Source organism: Salibacter halophilus, from assembly GCF_008806325.1.
Taxonomy (GTDB): domain Bacteria; phylum Bacteroidota; class Bacteroidia; order Flavobacteriales_G; family Salibacteraceae; genus Salibacter; species Salibacter halophilus.
On record NZ_WACR01000006.1, the window covers coordinates 96,462 to 114,850 of the forward strand.

At 37.8% G+C, this 18,389-nt stretch carries 17 protein-coding genes and 1 tRNA gene; 10 read left to right on the forward strand and 8 right to left on the reverse strand.

Annotated features, from left to right (window positions below; translation table 11 throughout):
* Positions 1 to 98: 98 nt before the first annotated feature.
* Genes mnmG through F3059_RS07925 form a run of 3 tightly spaced genes read right to left on the reverse strand, consistent with a single transcriptional unit; the run spans position 99 to position 5,649 of the window.
* The gene (gene mnmG, locus F3059_RS07915; protein ID WP_151167983.1) at positions 99 to 1,970 is read right to left on the reverse strand and encodes a tRNA uridine-5-carboxymethylaminomethyl(34) synthesis enzyme MnmG; all 1,872 of its coding nucleotides are present in this window, start codon (positions 1,968 to 1,970) and stop codon (positions 99 to 101) included.
* Between the two features lie 3 nt (positions 1,971 to 1,973).
* Complete coding sequence (ybeY, locus tag F3059_RS07920) at positions 1,974 to 2,399, reverse strand: rRNA maturation RNase YbeY (protein ID WP_151167985.1); 426 nt, start codon at positions 2,397 to 2,399, stop codon at positions 1,974 to 1,976.
* Positions 2,386 to 5,649 carry a hypothetical protein gene (locus F3059_RS07925; RefSeq protein ID WP_151167987.1) on the reverse strand — a complete coding sequence of 1,088 codons (3,264 nt, stop codon included), beginning with the start codon at positions 5,647 to 5,649 and terminating at the stop codon, positions 2,386 to 2,388. The genes ybeY and F3059_RS07925 overlap by 14 nt, the downstream gene beginning before the upstream one ends.
* A 56-nt stretch (positions 5,650 to 5,705) precedes the next feature.
* Between F3059_RS07925 and F3059_RS07930 the strand changes: the two genes are divergently transcribed.
* The 5 genes from F3059_RS07930 (at position 5,706) to F3059_RS07950 (ending at position 9,336) form a co-directional block, all read left to right on the forward strand.
* On the forward strand, positions 5,706 to 6,644 hold the full coding sequence (locus tag F3059_RS07930; protein ID WP_151167989.1) for an outer membrane beta-barrel protein: 939 nt from the start codon (positions 5,706 to 5,708) through the stop codon (positions 6,642 to 6,644).
* Positions 6,645 to 6,703: 59 nt separating this feature from the next.
* On the forward strand, positions 6,704 to 8,227 hold the full coding sequence (gene gltX, locus F3059_RS07935; protein ID WP_151167991.1) for a glutamate--tRNA ligase: 1,524 nt from the start codon (positions 6,704 to 6,706) through the stop codon (positions 8,225 to 8,227).
* Positions 8,227 to 8,577 (forward strand): dihydroneopterin aldolase, encoded by a 351-nt coding sequence (gene folB, locus F3059_RS07940; RefSeq protein WP_151167993.1) that lies wholly within the window; start codon positions 8,227 to 8,229, stop codon positions 8,575 to 8,577. The genes gltX and folB overlap by 1 nt, the downstream gene beginning before the upstream one ends.
* A gap of 24 nt (positions 8,578 to 8,601) precedes the next feature.
* Positions 8,602 to 8,672 (forward strand) — tRNA-Cys (locus tag F3059_RS07945).
* Between the two features lie 70 nt (positions 8,673 to 8,742).
* Positions 8,743 to 9,336: a thioredoxin family protein gene (locus F3059_RS07950; RefSeq protein ID WP_151167995.1), complete on the forward strand. Its 594-nt coding sequence runs from the start codon at positions 8,743 to 8,745 to the stop codon at positions 9,334 to 9,336.
* Between the two features lie 27 nt (positions 9,337 to 9,363).
* Here the strand turns inward: F3059_RS07950 and F3059_RS07955 are convergent, their stop codons facing one another.
* A complete protein-coding gene (locus F3059_RS07955) occupies positions 9,364 to 9,546 on the reverse strand; it encodes a hypothetical protein (protein ID WP_151167997.1) in 183 nt (60 codons plus the stop codon).
* 101 nt (positions 9,547 to 9,647) lie between these two features.
* On the opposite strand from F3059_RS07955, the gene F3059_RS07960 reads away from it, so the two are divergent.
* Both F3059_RS07960 and F3059_RS07965 read left to right on the forward strand, forming a co-directional pair.
* Positions 9,648 to 10,709, forward strand: a complete 1,062-nt coding sequence (locus tag F3059_RS07960; protein WP_151167999.1) for a nucleoid-associated protein — start codon at positions 9,648 to 9,650, stop codon at positions 10,707 to 10,709.
* 140 nt (positions 10,710 to 10,849) lie between these two features.
* The gene (locus F3059_RS07965; protein WP_151168001.1) at positions 10,850 to 11,305 is read left to right on the forward strand and encodes a hypothetical protein; all 456 of its coding nucleotides are present in this window, start codon (positions 10,850 to 10,852) and stop codon (positions 11,303 to 11,305) included.
* Positions 11,306 to 11,356: 51 nt separating this feature from the next.
* On the opposite strand, the gene F3059_RS07970 is transcribed toward F3059_RS07965, so the two are convergent.
* Entirely contained in the window at positions 11,357 to 12,886 is a 1,530-nt protein-coding gene (locus F3059_RS07970) for a toxin-antitoxin system YwqK family antitoxin (RefSeq protein WP_151168003.1), read from the reverse strand.
* A gap of 430 nt (positions 12,887 to 13,316) precedes the next feature.
* Here F3059_RS07970 and rpiB point away from each other — a divergent pair, with 430 nt between their 5' ends.
* The 3 genes from rpiB to F3059_RS07985 are packed head-to-tail and all read left to right on the forward strand — an operon-like array spanning position 13,317 to position 14,743.
* Positions 13,317 to 13,754 carry a ribose 5-phosphate isomerase B gene (gene rpiB / locus F3059_RS07975; protein ID WP_151168004.1) on the forward strand — a complete coding sequence of 146 codons (438 nt, stop codon included), beginning with the start codon at positions 13,317 to 13,319 and terminating at the stop codon, positions 13,752 to 13,754.
* 16 nt (positions 13,755 to 13,770) lie between these two features.
* Entirely contained in the window at positions 13,771 to 14,109 is a 339-nt protein-coding gene (locus tag F3059_RS07980) for a TraR/DksA family transcriptional regulator (RefSeq protein ID WP_151168006.1), read from the forward strand.
* Complete coding sequence (locus F3059_RS07985; RefSeq protein ID WP_170265127.1) at positions 14,093 to 14,743, forward strand: class I SAM-dependent methyltransferase; 651 nt, start codon at positions 14,093 to 14,095, stop codon at positions 14,741 to 14,743. Before F3059_RS07980 ends, F3059_RS07985 begins: the two co-directional genes overlap by 17 nt.
* On the opposite strand, the gene F3059_RS07990 is transcribed toward F3059_RS07985, so the two are convergent.
* The 3 genes from F3059_RS07990 to F3059_RS08000 form a co-directional block, all read right to left on the reverse strand.
* A complete protein-coding gene (locus tag F3059_RS07990) occupies positions 14,740 to 16,287 on the reverse strand; it encodes a SulP family inorganic anion transporter (protein ID WP_151168011.1) in 1,548 nt (515 codons plus the stop codon). The genes F3059_RS07985 and F3059_RS07990 overlap by 4 nt on opposite strands.
* A gap of 87 nt (positions 16,288 to 16,374) precedes the next feature.
* Positions 16,375 to 17,541 (reverse strand): hypothetical protein, encoded by a 1,167-nt coding sequence (locus tag F3059_RS07995; protein ID WP_223274574.1) that lies wholly within the window; start codon positions 17,539 to 17,541, stop codon positions 16,375 to 16,377.
* The gene (locus F3059_RS08000; RefSeq protein WP_151168013.1) at positions 17,534 to 18,313 is read right to left on the reverse strand and encodes a hypothetical protein; all 780 of its coding nucleotides are present in this window, start codon (positions 18,311 to 18,313) and stop codon (positions 17,534 to 17,536) included. The genes F3059_RS07995 and F3059_RS08000 overlap by 8 nt, the downstream gene beginning before the upstream one ends.
* Positions 18,314 to 18,389 lie beyond the last annotated feature (76 nt).

Genomic DNA, 18,389 nt, shown 5'->3' on the forward strand with positions numbered 1-18,389 from the left:
TAAAATCAATCGTTCGATACTACAGAAGGCCTTCAACTCAATAGAGAGCCTAATTTTAGCTCTTCTGTAAAAAACCCTTCTGTTTCACGTGAAACATATCATCTTCCAAGGTGAACCAGCAAAACGCTGATATCTGCAGGTGAAACTCCACTAATTCGTGAAGCTTGAGATAGTGTTTCAGGTTTTATATTCGTCATTTTTTCGGCAGCCTCAGCAGATAATGAACTCAACTTGTTATAATCGATGTTACCAGGAATCTTGATATTCTCGAGACGTTTCATTTTATCGGCCATCTCTTTTTCTTTTTCGATGTAACCTGCGTACTTCGATTCAATCTCAAAAAGCTGAATCTGTTCCTTATTGATATTTTCTCGATCGATGAAATCTTTAAAACTTTCAGATCCGTCAATGATATCGTTGAGTTGTAGTTCAGGTCTGTTCACTAGTGAAATTAACTTCACTTTTTGATTGAGTTTGCTCGTATTTTTTTCTTCTAAAATAGGGTTGATTTCATCAGGAACAGCACTCTCTTTTTCGAGAAAACTTTGAAGCTTTTGTTTTCCTTCTAATTTAGAATCGAGGTTACGGATTCTGTTTTCATCAACTAAACCCATCTCGTGAGCTTTTCTCGAAAGTCTTTCATCGGCATTGTCCTGGCGAAGTAAAATTCGATATTCCGCTCTGCTGGTAAACATCCTGTAAGGCTCTTCAGTTCCTTTTGTAATAAGATCGTCAATCAACACGCCTATATAAGCTTCATCACGAGATAAGATGAAAGGTTCTTTCTCCTGAATTTTTAGTGCGGCATTTATACCGGCCATCAAACCCTGACATCCGGCTTCTTCATAACCTGTTGTTCCGTTTATTTGTCCGGCAAAATAAAGTCCGTCAACAAGCTTTGTTTCCAATGTGTACTTCAATTGAGTGGGTGGGAAATAATCGTATTCGATAGCGTAGCCGGGTCTGAATATTTTAGCTTTCTCAAAACCTTTAATTTCGCGAATCGCTTTGAATTGTATTTCTTCAGGCAAACTCGTGCTAAAACCATTGACGTAAACCTCTACTGTTTCCCAACCTTCAGGTTCAACAAAAACCTGGTGGCGATTTCGATCTGCAAAGCGATGAATTTTATCTTCGATACTCGGGCAGTATCTTGGTCCAATACTTTGTATTGTTCCGTTGAACATCGGACTGCGATCAAATCCTTCACGAAGAATGTCGTGAACTGTAGAGTTTGTATATGTAATGTGACAACTTCTCTGTTTACTCAATGGAGATGTATCGTCAGAAAAAGAAAATTTTCCAGGCTCTTCATCACCCTCTTGTTCTTCCATGACAGAATAATCTAAAGAGCGGCCATCGACACGTGGAGGTGTTCCTGTTTTCATTCTGCCAGATTGAAAACCGAACTCTTCGAGTTGTTCAGTCATGCCGTAAGAAGCTTTTTCTCCTGAGCGACCACCACCCATTTGTTTGTCTCCAATATGGATTAATCCATTGAGGAAAGTTCCACTTGAAACGATTACAGATTTACAAGAAATCTCAATACCGAGTCCTGTTTTAACTCCCTTAATCTTTCCGTTTTCTACAATCAAAGCATTAACCATGTCCTGCCAAAAATCTACATTGGGAGTTTGTTCTAGCATGAGTCTCCAAATGTTATTGAACATGCTGCGGTCATTTTGGGTACGGGGGGACCACATTGCAGGACCTTTCGATCTGTTTAGCATTCTGAATTGGATAGCACTTTTATCAGCTACTATTGCACTATAACCACCAAGAGCATCAATTTCTCTTAGGATCTGACCTTTCGCAACACCACCCATTGCCGGATTACAGCTCAACTGTGCAGTACGGGTCATATCCATTGTAACCATCAAAACCTTTGCACCCAGTTTGGCTGCACCAACAGCTGCTTCACATCCTGCATGTCCTGCACCAACTACAACTACATCGTAACTATCAATCATAAATCAATGTTTCACGTGGAACAATTCAATGTAATTATCTTCCTTTTCTCTCATTAATAACTTCTCTGATGAAGAGTGATCATCATAACCAATCAGGTGTAAAACACCATGAACGACTACTCGTAAAAATTCGTTCTGGTATGAACCAGATTCTAAACTGTTTTCTTTTATTCTATCAAGGCTAATAAAAATCTCTCCATTAATCGTGGTATCGACAACCTCATCAAAGGTGATGATATCGGTATAAAAATCGTGGTTGAGAAAATCTTTATTGATTCTCAAAAGCTCTTCATCATCGACAAAAGTATATGATATAATTCCGGTTTTTCTGTTTTCAAGATCTATTACTTCCCGAATCCATAATTTAATATCATCAGGATTAAATGGAAGAGATCTATCAGAATGAAAAGAAATATCACTTCGATTCATCGAGTAAATATTTGTCAATTTTTCCGCGGTAATACGGATTAAAATCAAGGAGACCTCCTCTAAATAATTCGGCTTCTTGCTCCTTTTGTTTTAAATATTTTTGAAGGTAATCTGGAACTTTCTCCTGAGTCAAGTTACTGGATTCACTCTCTCTTTCTTTTTTCTTGCCCTGTTGACGAATACTCTCTTCTACTTCGAGCATCTTGGTCAATATTTCCTGTTGTCTGCGAAGAGTTTCTTCATCGATCTTCTTCTCTAAAATATCACGTTCATTCTCTTCCATCTTTTGATCGAGATTTTTCAGTTGATCTCCTGCTTTAGTTCCTTCTTGTTCATTTTGGATTTGACGAAGCGTTTGTCTTAAAGACTTTTGTCTACCCATCATCTTTCCAATTTCTTCAGACATTCTAGGTGATCCTTGCTGACCTTTCTTCTTCCCTTTTTTTCCACCAGGATTACCCTGCTCCATTTGCTTTTTGAGTTTTTCCATGTTTTTGGAAAGCTCTTTTTGCATCTGTTGCATCTTTTTCATTCCAGGTTTTGAACCTTTGCCACTTCCCGGTTTGTTGCATTGGTTCTGACCAAATTTTTGCTTGGACATTTGCTTTTGCATTTGTTCCAGCATTTCACCAATCATCAAAGCCAAATTGTTGAAGCTTGTCATTGCTTGCTGAGATTCCATCAATCCCTTGCTTTGTTTTCTATCTGCATAATTATCGACACTTGAAGCTATACTCTCATCAATAATTTTCATCTCCTTATTGATGATAGGATCGAGGAAAAATGCCTTTTTAGCTAGAGCTCTCAATGAATCTTCAACAACCTGTACATCTTCACCAATATCATGTTGATTTTCAATAACCGAAACATAACGTGGATCTTCACTTTTCAAGATCTTCATGGAATCAATAACAGCTTCTTGTCTAAAGCTCAATTCAATGAGGTTTTCCTGTATTTGCCTTAGCGTTTCAATGTTCATTTCCATCTGCTTACTTGACTGCATTGATAAAGACTGACCCATACGTTGTTCGAGTTCCTTCATCATTTCAGCAGATTTAGACTGGCTCTTTTTACCTTCTTTCTTATTTCCCTGCTTCATTTGTTGTGAAGCATTCTTCATCTCTTTATCGATGCCCTCTTTTTTATCTCCAGTAGAAAGCTCATCCATGTCGAGTTCTTCGGCTTTCTTTTCTGTTTCATCGAGCTTCTTCTTAAATTCATCAAATTCTTTATTCAGGGAATCTTGCTTAGCAGCATTTTCTTCAGGGGAGCTTTTATCATCTTTTTGAAGTTCTTCTTGCTCTTCTCTAATTTTTTGAAGGTCCTCTTTGAGTTGATTAAAATCATTTTCGACTTTTAATCGCTCAAATAATTCGAGATTGCGATCCAGTTGTTCATTTAGTTCTTCAGGAGAAAGCTCTTCCATCTTTTCGAGAAGCTCATCTTTATTCATTTTCTCGAGCATCTCCTCCATCTCTTTCATCTGCTTTTTGAATTCTTCATCGGCAATTTCATCAAACAACTCGTTTAACTTCTGTTGCTTTTTTAGAATCTCTTCATTTAGATTAGTATTCTGCTCCCTAAAATTATTCAGCTCTTCATTTTTCTTTTTTAAATCTTCAGCTTTTTCCTGGAGATTTTTTCTTTCATTCATCAATTCCTTGAATTTCTTCTTATCGCTCCAGTCTGATTTTTCCTTTTGAAGAAGTTCTTCTTTAAAATCTTTCAGCTTCTTATCCAGTTTTTTGGCATCGTTAGATAATTGTTCAATCTCACTTTCAATGTCCTTTTCTTTTTCATTTTGTAGTTCGTTGACCTTTTCACGATCAGATTTGGCAATAACAAAGAGTTTTGAAAAAGATGATTTGTAACCATTAACAACATCATTATCAGATACTTTAAACTTAATATTTTTAGAATATTTATACGCAGAATCGTTGATATTCAGAGAATAGAAGAACCTTCCCTCTTTAAAACCATCATATTCAATCGGTTCTGACCGTCCATTATCAAAAACAGCAGATATATTCCTTATTCCATGATCATCCTTAAACTCTCCTGAGAAGTAGAAAACATTGAGATTTACACTATCGCGAACCATCTCAACTTTTATTTTGGGTGCCATATCTTGCTGGACAGTAATTTTGAAATCTGAAACAACAGTGTCTGACAATGAAACTCCATGAACTACGAGGTCATAATTGAGGTTTTGATGAATCTGGTTCTCTTTGGTAGGATCAATTCTTTGGTTTCTGCTGGTCAGAACCGTAGCTGAATCAACGTTTATCATATCCAGCTCCCATGAAACGAGCGATCCTTCTGGGATAACAATTTCAGATAAGCCGTTCTTGTTTAGCTTTTTTCCATTTTCAATGTGAGACGGATATTGAATTTGATAACTAAAACTATTTAACTCAGGAACGGCCTGAACGTTAACCTGATAACTTTCACTTTGATATTCTCCGTCATTGAAAACAAAACTGAAGTCATTCTCAATATTTTCAAGTTTCAATGAAAATAAGCCGGCTTCTTTTTGTTCCATTCTCCATGAACCTCTGCTATCCTTGAGAAATAGTTTTGAGGGAATTTCCTTTCCATCCAATATTACATTCACAGTTAGATCCTGACCCTTTTTAACATTCAACTCAGTATTCATGAGTGAAAATTCATAAGGTGCCATTTTATCAAAAGGGGTGTTATACTGAATGTAATGCTTTGTGGAGCTGGAAAAGATAGATGGATTCCAAAAATATACGACTCCACAAATAAGGAGAACTCCAAATAAGTAAGGAGCAATTTTCCAGTTTAATTTGACATTTATAGCTTGTTCAAACGGGACAGGAGAAAGCTCTTTTGCACGCTTATCAACCATAGCAAGAGCAAGTGCATTCTTATCATCTCTTCCGAGAAGTAAAGCATTGAGTAGTTTATCATCAACATCGTTGAAGTGTTTCCCAATGATTGTAGCGGCTTTATCGTAGCTCAATCCCTGTTTTGGAACAAAAAGCTTGTAAGAAGGTAGAGCAATATATTTTATTAATATAAAAATAAATGCAGCGATAAATACGATTAAACCGGTGAGCCTGATGCTTCCCGGTAATCGAAAAAAGTATTCTGAAACCGCAAGTAATAGGAACAATCCGCCCAATAAAGCAGTTCCGATAATTGTACCCTTCAACAACTCGTTTAGATAAAATTTACGGGTAAAATCATCTAACTTTTGAATTAATTTGCTATTTACTTTAGACATTCGTTACTTTTGCTACTTTCAACTCGCTAACCATCACAATTTTAAACCTTACAAACATGAACCTTAATTATCCCAAAATGGTTATGCGCGCCTCAATCATACGCCAAATTTCGTTGATTGTTGTTGCATTGTCAATATTCTCAACAACATATTCACAATTATGGACGAGATACCGCACTGAAATGTTCATCGGTGGTGGTGCCAGTCAAATGTTATCTGACTTGGGTGGTGGCCCAGGTGAAGGTAGAAATGACATTAGAGATATGGATCTCGAAGCAACCAATTATTCTGCAACAATTGGTGTTCGCTATAAAATAAGTGAATACGTAAGTGGAAGATTGAGTTTTTCACATCTCCAAACACTTGCTAGTGATGAGTACTCTGAAAATGCAGGTCGTTCTATCAGAAACCTTTCGGCAAGAACAAATATTTTTGAGTTTTCACCAATGGTAGAAGTTTATCTGTTAAAGGAAAGTATTCCTATGAACAAGACTTTAGGTAGACGATATCGTCACTATGGACAGGGTGGAGACTTTTCAATTTACATGGCAACAGGATTTACGGCTCTTTATTTTAATCCACAGGCTCAGCTAAACGGAACCTGGCACGATCTTCAACCTTTAGGTACTGAAGGACAGGGATTGGAAACTGGAAATGGAAAGTACAGTAGATTTACTTTTGGATTACCTGTAGGTATTGGATTCAAATACAGCATGACGCGATACTGGTCAATTTCTCTAGAAGGTCAGGCGAGATTCACAGCTAGTGATTATCTCGATGATGTAAGTACTGATTATTACGATAATCAGGAAATTCGTGATGCTTATGGTCCTGTAGCTGCTGAACTAGCTAACCGCAGATTAGATGGTGGTGGCGGTGAAGGCGGCATTAGAGGTAATCCTGAGAATAATGATGTTTACATGTTTCTTGAATTTCACCTCAGCAGAAGATTTGATTCAAGTAAACGCAGGGGCGGAATAAGACGTTCTTTCTAAACCCTCTAGTTCTCTATATTTCTATTCATATCTTTGCGCGCTCAAAAACGAAATAAATTATGAGTGCATCAGTAAGAGTGCGTTTTGCTCCAAGTCCAACCGGACCGCTTCACATGGGTGGTGTGAGAACAGCCCTTTACAACTATCTGTTTGCGAAAAAACACAACGGTACTTTCATCCTAAGAATTGAAGATACCGATCAAACAAGGTTAGTTGGTAAGGCGGAATCTTATATTAAAGAATCACTTGAATGGTGCGGATTAAATGTGGATGAAAGCCCGTGGAAAGAAGGTGAATACGGGCCGTACAGGCAATCTGACAGAAAACACCTCTACCGCCAGTATGCTGAACAACTCATAAAAGAAGATAAAGCATATTACGCTTTTGATACTGCTGAGGAACTCGATGCTATGCGTGAAAAAGCCAAAAAGGCTAAGATGCCTAACTGGCAATACAATAGCGTTACGCGCAATTCCATGAAAAACTCGCTTACTTTATCAGAGGATGAAGTAAAAGCTAAACTGGATAACAATGAGCCTTACACGATTCGTTTAAAAGTTCCTCGCAACGAAGAAGTGCGTTTTCACGATGAAATTCGTGGATGGGTAGTTGTCAACTCTTCAAACATTGACGATAAAGTAATTTTCAAAGGTGATGGAATGCCAACTTATCACCTCGCAAACATTGTGGATGATCATTTGATGAAAATCACTCACGTAATTCGTGGTGAAGAATGGCTGCCATCAGCACCATTGCATGTTTTACTATATCGTTTCCTGGGATGGGAAGATACGATGCCAACTTTTGCTCACCTTCCACTTATCCTAAAACCAGATGGCAACGGAAAATTGAGCAAGCGCGATGGTGATCGTCTCGGTTTTCCTGTATTTCCGCTGCAATGGGAAAATGAGGAAACTGGTGAAGTATCAATGGGTTATCGCGAACAGGGATATTTTCCAGAAGCTTTCATCAATACACTCGCATTCCTGGGTTGGAATCCTGGTACAAATCAGGAGATATTTACACTGTCAGAACTCGTTGAAGCCTTCTCTCTAGAACGTGTGGGTAAAGCAGGAGCTAAGTTCGATGCAAAAAAGACAGAATGGTACAACCAACAATACCTCAGAACCAAGGACAATAAAACACTTGCTGAATTAATTGAACCTCAACTCGCTGATAATAAAATTGAAATTGATAGAGACAGATTGTACTCCATCATTGAACTAACGAAAGAGAGAGCTACATTCCCAAGAGATATATTAAAAGAAGCTGAGTTCTTTTTTGAGGCTCCATCGACTTACGATGAAAAGACAGTAAGTAAAAAATGGAAAGAAAACACTCCGGAATTACTCAATAAAGTAATAGATCGCTTTGGCGATACTGATTACAGCGCATCTGAGCTGGAAGTAGCCTTCAAAGCCATACTGGAAGATGAATCCATCGGTTTTGGTAAACTAGGCCCGCAACTACGTGTGGCTCTGACCGGAAAAGGAATGGGTCCTTCTCTCTTCCAAATTTGTGAACTCTTAGGAAAAGAAGAAACCGAAGCTCGCATTAAAAGAGCAATTGAGGAGATCGGCTAATGAATCAAATCAATATTGAAGGAATAAAAGTTTACGCCTACCACGGTTGCATTGATGAAGAAGCTAAAGTTGGCGGATATTTTACCATTGATGTAGAAGTAATAGGCGATTTTTCAAAAGCAATTGAAACTGATGATTTAAAGTATGCTTTTGATTACGTGACTGTTAGCAGGATGGTAACAATCGAAATGCAACACCGGTGTAATTTGATTGAAAAAGCCGCACAAAACATAGTGGATGCTATTAAACGCCATTACATTCATGCTAAAAGCGTAAAAGTTAAAGTAACAAAGCACAGAGCCCCAATAGAATTAGATGTTGAGCAGGTAAGTGTGATTGTACAAGGCTAAAATATTATTACATTTGCACCGCATGGTCGCGTGGCCGAGTGGCTAGGCAGAGGTCTGCAAAACCTTGTACAGCGGTTCGAATCCGCTCGCGACCTCAAAAACTGTAAACCCGATGACAAAAAATGTCCATCGGGTTTTTTCATTTTGTACCAAAAATAATGAAATATGAATAAGGCATCATTCGGTTCTGAAGATTTTGAAAAAGCATATACATTTAAATCTTACAACGAGCTCATAGAATCGCTTTTAGAGGAAAATAAAACTACCGGTACCAATCAAAGCGAAGCGATGATCAATTACACTCAAATGAACCAGAAACGCATGAAACGCTGGTTTAAAACGCTAAAGTTGAGTGATGAAATAAAGGGATTGAATATTGATGGTCAGAACCAAAAGTGGCTCATCATCACTGAAGGTTGGTGTGGCGATGCTGCTCATAACATACCGGGAATTGAAATGATAGCCAGGGAATTAGGTATAGAAACACGTTACATCTTGAGAGATGAAAATCCTGAAATAATCGATGCTTACCTCACCAATGGTGGAAGATCAATACCAAAGCTAATTGCTGTCGATAAAGACTTCAACGAATTATTCACCTGGGGACCGCGTCCTAAAGAATGCCAGGAACTATACCTTTCACTCAAAGAAAATGGATCTGACTGGAACGAAATTCTAGAAAAAGTACAACGCTGGTATAATTCCAATAAAGGTGCAATGCTCCAGCAGGAATTTACTCAGTTGCTAAAAACAGTTTAATCGGAAAAATATTGAATTTTCAACGATTTAAGCTGACTGACCAGAAGATTTAGAGAAAAAATAAGCGCCTAATCCGCCTCCAACTATTGTGAGGATAAATGTAATTAGCGTTGTTAAGTTTGGTCCCATTTTCAATAAAAAACCAATGTTAAATGGTACTATAAGCGTTATTAACCAAATAACGAGACCGATCATTTTATTCTTCTTCATTGTGCGCTTGTTTTAATCCGGGCTCCAAAAATAAAAAATCCATTTTTCAACAACACGAAGATCCTATTGATTTTTGCCCCACATTTGCTAAAAATATAATTATGGTTGTTTTTTCTGAAGCTGAATTACTGAAGTGTATCGTCCATAAAGTGGGGAATAAGTCGCGAAATGAGTCACTTTTTACAAGTGAAAGATCGCTTGAATTGACTGAAGATATTCTAGACTCGCTGCATAAATATTTCTTTAAACCATTCAGAAAACAACAGGATTTCTACAAATTCACCCATAATTCTGGTGATACATCAAGAAATGATCTCTTTCATTACTGCGATATGTTGTTTCACGATCAATCGAAGTTTGAAGAGATTTCTATGCAAATTGCCCGTCATTTATTTGAGCAGGGAACACATCCTCAAATTAAAACCGGAGAATGCTGTGTGGCTTTCTTCGATAACATGGTTATTGAAGGTGAACCGGTTGAAGCAGTCGGAATTTTTAAAAACGAGAGTAAAGATCAATTCTTAAAGATTGTTGATGGCCACAGTCAAATCAATTTAAAACCGGATGAAGGCATCAATACCAATAAACTGGATAAAGGTTGTATCATCTTCAATACAGAAAAAGACTCAGGTTTCAGATTACTCACAATCGATGCAAATGCTTACGATACTCAGTACTGGAATGAGAAGTTCCTGCAGGTAGTTCCCGATGCTACAGATAGTTTCTATACTGCAAAAACCTTTGAAATGGTGAATTCATTTGCCAATGAAGTAGTAAATGAGGAAGAAGCTCCACAAGAGCGAATTCAAATGCTCGACAGAACGGTTAAGTACTTTGAGGAAAAAGAAAAGTTTGATGTTGACGATTTTGTGGATGAAGTCATACAAACAGATGCTTACAAGGAGCAATTCAAAGACTACAAACAAAAGTTCCAGGAAGATAATCACTTTGAACCGCGCGAAGAAGAATCATTCCAAATCGATGAAAAACGCGTAAAAGAATCAAAGAAACAAATCAAGAGCACTATTAAGCTCGATGGTCAGATCCAAATCAAATTAAACTTCAACAACGAATCACAGGTTGATCACTATCTAGAACGCGGATTTGACAACGAAAAACAGATGAATTTCTACAAGGTTTACTTCAGAGAAGAGAAACACTAAAACAACCGTTTGAGCCGTTATACGTCTTAGATGTAAAGCATATATAATTCACTGTAAAGGAATTATGTTGCTTGGTTAAAAAGTTTTTCCTAAATTGTGAAAGGAAAACTTCAAGTTTAATCGTTCTAAAACGTATTGGTATGGCTACTTCAGAAACAACTCTTCACACAGAGCAAGAAAGCCTGTCGATGTGGAATTTTGCCACCGCAGGGGTGATTGCCGGTTTAGTAGCCGGTGTTCTCAACAACCTATGGATAATGATTTATCCATTGGCAACCAGTTATAAAGTACCTGGAGGAATTGATACTATGTCAGTAACAATCTTCTCCTTCTTCCCCATGTTAGTAGCTGGTATCGTTTATTACTTATTTTGCTTGTCGGGATTCAAAAAAGGAACCAGAAATTACTTAATTATTGGAGGTATTGGCTTGATCGCAAGCTTCTATTTTCCGCTATTTCCCGAAACTTTAGGTTTCATCTTTACTGAAGGTGTACCCGATGGTTTCGCAGCTTTAACCATTCCTATGCATGTTTTTGCTGGGGCAATGGCATTGATTTTAATACCGAAATTTGTGAAAGCAAATCACGGTAAGTAGTAACTTTCAAAAAAAAATTAGAAAGCCGCATTGTAAATCTTTGCGGCTTTTTTATTGTTTTATTTTTCTGCCGTCAATACGAACATTTTGTCCTCCTTCGTATTCATTTGTGAGAATCAGTATTCCATTACGATCAAAACGTTTCCAAACACCTTCTTTCAATCCAGCCTGGTATTCACCCTGCAGCATCTTTTTTCCATTATCGTAGTAATAAGTGTGCTTACCATCAGGTAAACCATCGATGAATGATCCTTCAAAAGCGAGTTCCTCAGTATCCAGGTAATAATGCTTCCATTCTCCGTAACGCATTCCTTCAATGAATTTTCCTACTTCCTTGTATTCTCCACTGATAATCGTCCATTCACCATCTTCTAATCCATTGATGTAATAACCTTTTACAACAACATTTCCTTCTTCATCGTATTCCAGAATTTCGCCATCTTCCTTACCGTTTCTAAAGTATTCTTCTCTGAGGATATCTCCATCTTCATAATACCATTTCCACATTCCGTGAGGTTTACCACCAGCCAGATAAGCACCATGCTGCTCAATACTACCATCTTTGAAGTAGAACTTCCATTTCTTGTAGCGAGCTCCATCCAGGTATTCACCTTCAGCACGTAATTCTCCAGTTTGATAGAACTCCTTCCATGGACCTTGTTTCAATCCTTCTTCATCGATTATTCCTTCTCCTAAAAGATTTCCTTTATCGTAGATCTTTCCGGATACAACTTGCCCTGAATCATTAAATTTCTTCCAAACGCCATGCGGTTTTCCATTCAAATAAGTCCGTTCCCACTCAACTTGTGCATTGTCGTGAAAAGTTCGTTTAACCTCAACATTCATCAACTCTTCAGCGTTTTTAACAACCTCTCCGTTGACATATTTAGTCGTTGAGAGAAGTTCTCCATTTCGGTCATATTCACGGAAATAACCATTTTTTAAACCATTGACATAACGACCTTCAAGCTGTTTTACTTTTTTAGTTTCTTCTATATCTTCATGATAGGTAATCCAGAGTCCTGTTTTCTTTTTCTGAGGATTGTATCGATTGATCTCATAGCGATCTTGCAAAAAGCCTTTTTCGTATTTCAAAATTGCGATTACACGGCCATCTTTACTGTATTCGTAAGCTTCACCTTCAACTTTGCCGTCAACAAATTTTTTCTCGTACTCCTTGTTTCTCCTTTCAGGAAAGTAATATGTTGCCCAACCTTGTTTTACATCATCTTCGTACGGAATTTTAGAAACGAGTAAACCTTCTTCATTGTAATTATAAGTGTATCCGTTGCGTTTTCCAGCTGTATAATTAATTTCCTGTTCAAGAGCTCCATCTTCACGATAAAAGCGCCACAGGCTATCTAATTTAAAGTTCTTCCTGTTTCCTTTTGATTTGAGGTTGCCGTTAGGGTAGTAGGTTTTCCAGTATCCATTAGGTTTGCCATCTTTAAAATAGCCTTCGCTGGAAATAATCCCGTTATCATATCGAAATACAGTGTAACCTGTAGAATCGGTTTCTTGGCTCTGACCAATATGAAAAAACAAGAAAGCAACGATTCCTAAAAAAGCTCTTTTTAACATTCCGTAGTTTTGTTCTAATTCTTCTTTTAAAATATAAGATGTTATTATTAGTCTGTTGAAAGTGTTTAAAAATAAAACGCAATTTACTTTGAATTGTGTGTTTTCAATACTTCATAACAGTGTGTTCACAATCTGTAAATATCTAAATTACTACAAATGAAATCAAACGAGGGTTTTTAACAATATGTTAGCAACGTATAATAGTTGAATAAATTTTTGGTCAGAGCCTGTTTTACCTATTGAAGGAATGTCAGGAGATTATCAGAAACTACTGGTCTAAAAATTTTTTGTTGTGCTCATTTATATCAATTCGAATTTAAAGTGACATTTGCAAAGAATAAGTTTGAACCACTTTCAACTGTTATTAACATCGTTTTTAAACATTTTGTTAAGAACCCTGCAAGAAATATAAAATCAGTAAATTAGTGTTATGAAGATAGCGATTGGCAGTGATCACGCGGGTTTTGACCTCAAAGAGTCACTTAAAAAGTACATTGAATCAATGGGGAACGAGGTTACAGACTTTGGTCCTGAAACAGATGCGAGAACGGATTATCCTGATTATGCTCATCCGGTTGCTGAAGCGGTGCAAAAAGGAGAGTTTGATTTGGCTGTTTTAATATGCGGAAGTGGAAATGGTATCAATATGTCGGCTAATAAACATCAGGGCATTCGTGCTGCTTTGTGTTGGGAACCTGAGTTAGCTGCATTGGCTCGTCAACACAACAATGCTAACGTACTATCACTTCCCGCCAGGTTTATAGAAGAACAAACAGCTAAAGATTGTGTGAAAGCCTTTTTGACTAATGAGTTTGAGGGTGGACGACACGCAGCCAGAGTTGAAAAAATTGCTCCCGGATCTGATTGAGAATTTCTTCATTATTATGGACAGCGATCAAAAAGCACAAATCGAAAAAGCTATTCGCGAAAAGTTGGAAAAGGTGACCAGCGATATTGCAATGCTCAAAGAGCAAACAAAACCAATATCGCCTGATAATGCTTATGGACGCGTATCACGAATGGATGCTATCAACAATAAAAGTGTTGCAGAAGCAAATTTGCGCCAGGCTGAGAACACCATTAAACGACTGAACATTGCGCTCGATCATTTGAAGAAAGATGATTTTGGAAAATGTATCAGTTGTGGATCTGAAATAAATCCAAAAAGACTAATGATTATGCCTGAATCGCGTAAATGTATCCGCTGTGCATCGAGAGGATAGTAATCAATGTTCGCTTTGTGATCAATGGTCAAATCACAAAGTACCCGGCCCATTCAATCGTACCTATTACCGCTGTAAAAACTGCGAACTGATTTTTGTAGATCCTTCAGATTTCATCTCTGAAAAAGAGGAATTGAGACGCTATGATTTACATGAAAATAATTCTGATGATGAAGGATATCAAACGTTTTTGAAAAAAGCAGTTGAGCCAGCTTTACTATATTTAAACGATGAAATGCAAGGATTGGATTACGGATCTGGTCTTAATAAAGTGCTTTCGTTGCTGTTAAAAGAACAGGGAATAAAGTGTGATAATTTCGATTATTACTATCATCCAGAGTTAGAAGATAAAAAATACGAGTTCATTTTTTCAACAGAAACATTCGAGCATTTCACTGATCCTAAAAAAGAACTGGAAAAAATTGATAATCTACTCGTTGAAGGAGGTTATTTAGTAGTAATGACCAAAACATGGATCAGTGAAGAACGCTTTGAAAAATGGCATTACGCGAGAGATTATACCCATGTTTCCTTCTTTAACGTAGAAACCTTTCATTACATAGCTAAAAAATGGAAATACCGTGTTCTTGAAAATATCAGGAATACAGTATTCATTCTTCAAAAAAGCAATTAAACTGTTGGTTTTGCCCGATCAGATACTACCTTGTATCGAGGATCTTCAAAGTAATTTACCTCCACAATAGCCTTTGCATTGTCCAGTAAACGGAGACAATCCTTACTCAGGTGACGTAGATGCACTTTTTTTCCTGCTTTGGCGTATCGCTCGGTTATTTTATTGAGTGCTTCGATAGCTGAGTGATCAACCACGCGAGACTCAGCAAAATCGATAATTACGTGTTCTGGATCGTTTTGAATATCGAATTTATCATTGAAAACTGATGTTGATCCAAAAAATAGCGGACCGTAAATTTCATAGTGTTTGTAACCGTTTTCATCAACGTGCTTACGAGCTCTAATGCGCTTTGCATTTTCCCATGCAAAAGCAAGAGCAGAAATCACTACACCTATTAGTACAGCGACTGCCAGGTTGTGGAAAACAATCGTAACACCAGCAACTAAAACCATTACAATTACATCAGTGATTGGAACCTTTCTAAAAATACGTAAACTCGCCCATTCAAACGTCCCGATGGCTACCATGAACATCAGTCCGGCCAGGGCAGCCAACGGAACCTGCTCGATCAAACTGGATCCGAAAAGAATAAAAATCAACAAACTGATGGCAGCTACAATTCCCGATAACCTGAATTTACCTCCTGAGCTCACGTTGATAATACTTTGACCGATCATAGCGCAACCGCCCATTCCGCCAAAAAATCCATTCACGAGATTCGCAACTCCCTGTCCGATAGCTTCTTTATTACCTGATCCGCGTGTTTCAGTCATCTCGTCAATTACTGAAAGCGTGAGCAAACTCTCGATCAATCCAACAAGAGCCATAATAATGGAATAGGGAAGCACAATTTGAATAGTCTCAAAATTTATTGGCACAGATGGAATATGAAACTCAGGAAAACCACCCGATATAGAAGCGATATCACCAACTGAGCGAGTGTCAATATTGAAATAAATAACGATTGCTGAAACCACTAAAATAGCTGCCAGTGAAGAAGGAAATGCTTTGGTGAGTTTTGGTAAAAAGTGGATTATAGCCATGGTCAGAACCGCAAACCCAATCATTATCCATAGTGGAGGTCCCTGTAGCCAGGAAGCTTCACCTGTTTCAGGAATAGTCTTAAAATGACTGAATTGAGAAGTGAAAATAATGACTGCTAATCCGTTTAGGAAACCAAAAATAACGGGATGTGGAACAAGCCTGATAAACTTACCGAGCTTAAACAAACCGATGACAATTTGAATAATTCCCATCAAAACAACTGCAGTAAACAAATATTCAACTCCGTGACGAGCAACCAAACTCACTACAACAACAGCAATAGCTCCTGTAGCACCGGAAATCATTCCCGGTCTACCACCGATTAATGAAGTAATTAATCCAATGATGAAAGCGGTGTACAGCCCAATAAGCGGGTTTACATTCGCGATAATCGAAAAAGCAACAGCTTCTGGAACGAGTGCAAGGGCAACAGTAAATCCGGATAGGATTTCGTTTTTTGGATTAAAACCCCTGGTTTTCAATTGTTCAATAAAAGTCATACCAAATAAAAATGCCTGTTAATAAGTGCGCAAAAATGAAGTCGCGAAAGTACAATTTATGCTACCAGTAAAAAGTGCTGAGTGTTATTAAAATGAGAAATACTTACTCAGCTCATCCTGAATGTTAGGATTCACAAGAATAGCGAGAGTTATAGAGATCAATAAACCGATGAATGCAAAGAATGCATCTCGCAATACAAGTCTGATTGTATCCATTGATTTGCGACCTGTTGAACTGTGTTTACTGAATTGCATCGCAATTTCTCTACCTCCAAGAAGTCCAAGGAATACCCAGGTTGTACTCATCGGTATGGTACTCATTTCTTTGAAGAAGAACAGAATGATAGCGTAAACAAGATCGATGATTGAAGCGGCTCTAACATCGGTTACTTGTGATTTTTCCTTTACAATTTGCTGGATCTTATCACCTTTCAAATAGAAGAGGAGTCCAAGACCAAAGAATATGAAACCAGTAAAAAAGATAAAGCCCCATATACTCAAGCTACGGTCCAGGAAAACAGCAATATTAGCGGCATCCTGCATAATCCACACAGACCACAAGGCACCACTGATAATCCATTGAGCAACACGCCACAATGGATGAGGTTTTCCTTTCAGCATCTTGTTGACAATTTTACCTAGTAAGAGCCAAACGATTATTGCCATTGTAAAAGAGACAAAGTAACCGAGCAAACTCTTTTGCGTAACACTGATAATCCCCGATGCACTTCCACTAAAGGCTGATAATAAAAGGAAAGTAGTTGATACAGGCATCCTGAGCCTCGTAATAATCAACAGAATTAACGGAGCAGCTAACTGCAAAAAATGGAATTCTGTTGGCGCTTCAGAGAATCCTTTTGAGGATAAACGCTGATAAGAGACATCACCATCGTAAACGATCCAACTAAACAGAACAGTCGCGATAAAAATACCACCTATGTACAGCCACAACTGCCACCAGGGCCGGTCTTCGTTACTGGCTATAAAGGTTCCGATCGTTTGAATGGAATCATTGGCAATTGCCGAATAAGCAGCGAATGTAAAACCTACCCACATCGCAATGCGGGGATAAGGATAAAAAATAGCGGCTAAAATGATAAAGAGAACGATGAGCCTAAAAAACAAACGCTCTTTGAAAAAGAACATCCGCAAGATGCGGTATCGTTTTCGGCCGATTAAAGCTGAAGTGAAATTGTAATTCAGCTCGCTACCAACCTTCGTCTCTTCTCTTTCCTTTTCTTTCTTTTTAGACATCGTAATTTTTAAATCCGCCTATTTTATTGTTCTTGATTCTTGTATCGATGTATTCTCTAACAAGATTTATCCTGATATAACCCCTGCTCACAATGAGGAAGAAAATGGGTGAGATAACGTGAATTGCGAATTCCTCTAGTGTAAAAGGAATAGCACTACCTGTTTCAAGACCGTAGAAAAACAGAGCAAAAGGATTGATGATAGAGGTGTTGGATATCCAACCTGATGCAAAGAATAATAGCATTATGAGGATGGATAAAAACAAGGTTCCTGAGAATTCAACTTCTCTGAAAACGTATCTTATAATGTAGTACATGTAGTAGATTATGGCTACAAGAATTCCGTTTGCAAACCCTGTAACCCATTGGCTTTCAATTGAGTACCGAATGGTGTTAAAATGATAAACCTCACCGATGTTTGAAAGGCAACATTCGTTGAGCATTAGGAAAATTTGAACGGCAAAGAATGCTCCCAGGATCTGAAAAGGAATGTGAAGTAATCTCCTCCATGAAAAGCCACTTTCAAATAGCTTTATCAACGTGATAAGCGGAATAACATCAACCACATACCGGTAACTGGGAGTGAACATAGCAGCTAAAAAACCCAGGCCTACATAAAAGCTGAGTTCAGCATAACTGATGTCGTATTCAGGAGAAATAAATCGATAAATGAAAATCAGGAATAAAAGAGAAAACAGGAATGACGCGAATATTTCACCACCGTAATGGGAAATGGTCATGAATTTTTGGTACCTCTTTTTACTCGTCATCATCAATGGGTGTTACCCCGTTTATTTGCGGGCAAAGATAGCGGAGCAAAAAGCACTTCATGAAATTAATGAATTGCTC

Excerpts from the sequence above, each read along its gene's own strand:
- F3059_RS08000 (WP_151168013.1), bottom strand. The coding sequence starts at position 18,313 with ATGATGACGAGTAAAAAGAGGTACCAAAAATTCATGACCATTTCCCAT.
- rpiB (WP_151168004.1), top strand. The coding sequence starts at position 13,317 with ATGAAGATAGCGATTGGCAGTGATCACGCGGGTTTTGACCTCAAAGAG.
- F3059_RS07930 (WP_151167989.1), top strand. The coding sequence starts at position 5,706 with ATGAACCTTAATTATCCCAAAATGGTTATGCGCGCCTCAATCATACGC.
- F3059_RS07980 (WP_151168006.1), top strand. The coding sequence starts at position 13,771 with ATGGACAGCGATCAAAAAGCACAAATCGAAAAAGCTATTCGCGAAAAG.
- F3059_RS07960 (WP_151167999.1), top strand. The coding sequence starts at position 9,648 with ATGGTTGTTTTTTCTGAAGCTGAATTACTGAAGTGTATCGTCCATAAA.
- mnmG (WP_151167983.1), bottom strand. The coding sequence starts at position 1,970 with ATGATTGATAGTTACGATGTAGTTGTAGTTGGTGCAGGACATGCAGGA.
- F3059_RS07950 (WP_151167995.1), top strand. The coding sequence starts at position 8,743 with ATGAATAAGGCATCATTCGGTTCTGAAGATTTTGAAAAAGCATATACA.
- F3059_RS07965 (WP_151168001.1), top strand. The coding sequence starts at position 10,850 with ATGGCTACTTCAGAAACAACTCTTCACACAGAGCAAGAAAGCCTGTCG.
- F3059_RS07955 (WP_151167997.1), bottom strand. The coding sequence starts at position 9,546 with ATGAAGAAGAATAAAATGATCGGTCTCGTTATTTGGTTAATAACGCTT.
- F3059_RS07995 (WP_223274574.1), bottom strand. The coding sequence starts at position 17,541 with ATGTCTAAAAAGAAAGAAAAGGAAAGAGAAGAGACGAAGGTTGGTAGC.
- folB (WP_151167993.1), top strand. The coding sequence starts at position 8,227 with ATGAATCAAATCAATATTGAAGGAATAAAAGTTTACGCCTACCACGGT.
- F3059_RS07970 (WP_151168003.1), bottom strand. The coding sequence starts at position 12,886 with ATGTTAAAAAGAGCTTTTTTAGGAATCGTTGCTTTCTTGTTTTTTCAT.
- F3059_RS07925 (WP_151167987.1), bottom strand. The coding sequence starts at position 5,649 with ATGTCTAAAGTAAATAGCAAATTAATTCAAAAGTTAGATGATTTTACC.
- gltX (WP_151167991.1), top strand. The coding sequence starts at position 6,704 with ATGAGTGCATCAGTAAGAGTGCGTTTTGCTCCAAGTCCAACCGGACCG.
- ybeY (WP_151167985.1), bottom strand. The coding sequence starts at position 2,399 with ATGAATCGAAGTGATATTTCTTTTCATTCTGATAGATCTCTTCCATTT.
- F3059_RS07990 (WP_151168011.1), bottom strand. The coding sequence starts at position 16,287 with ATGACTTTTATTGAACAATTGAAAACCAGGGGTTTTAATCCAAAAAAC.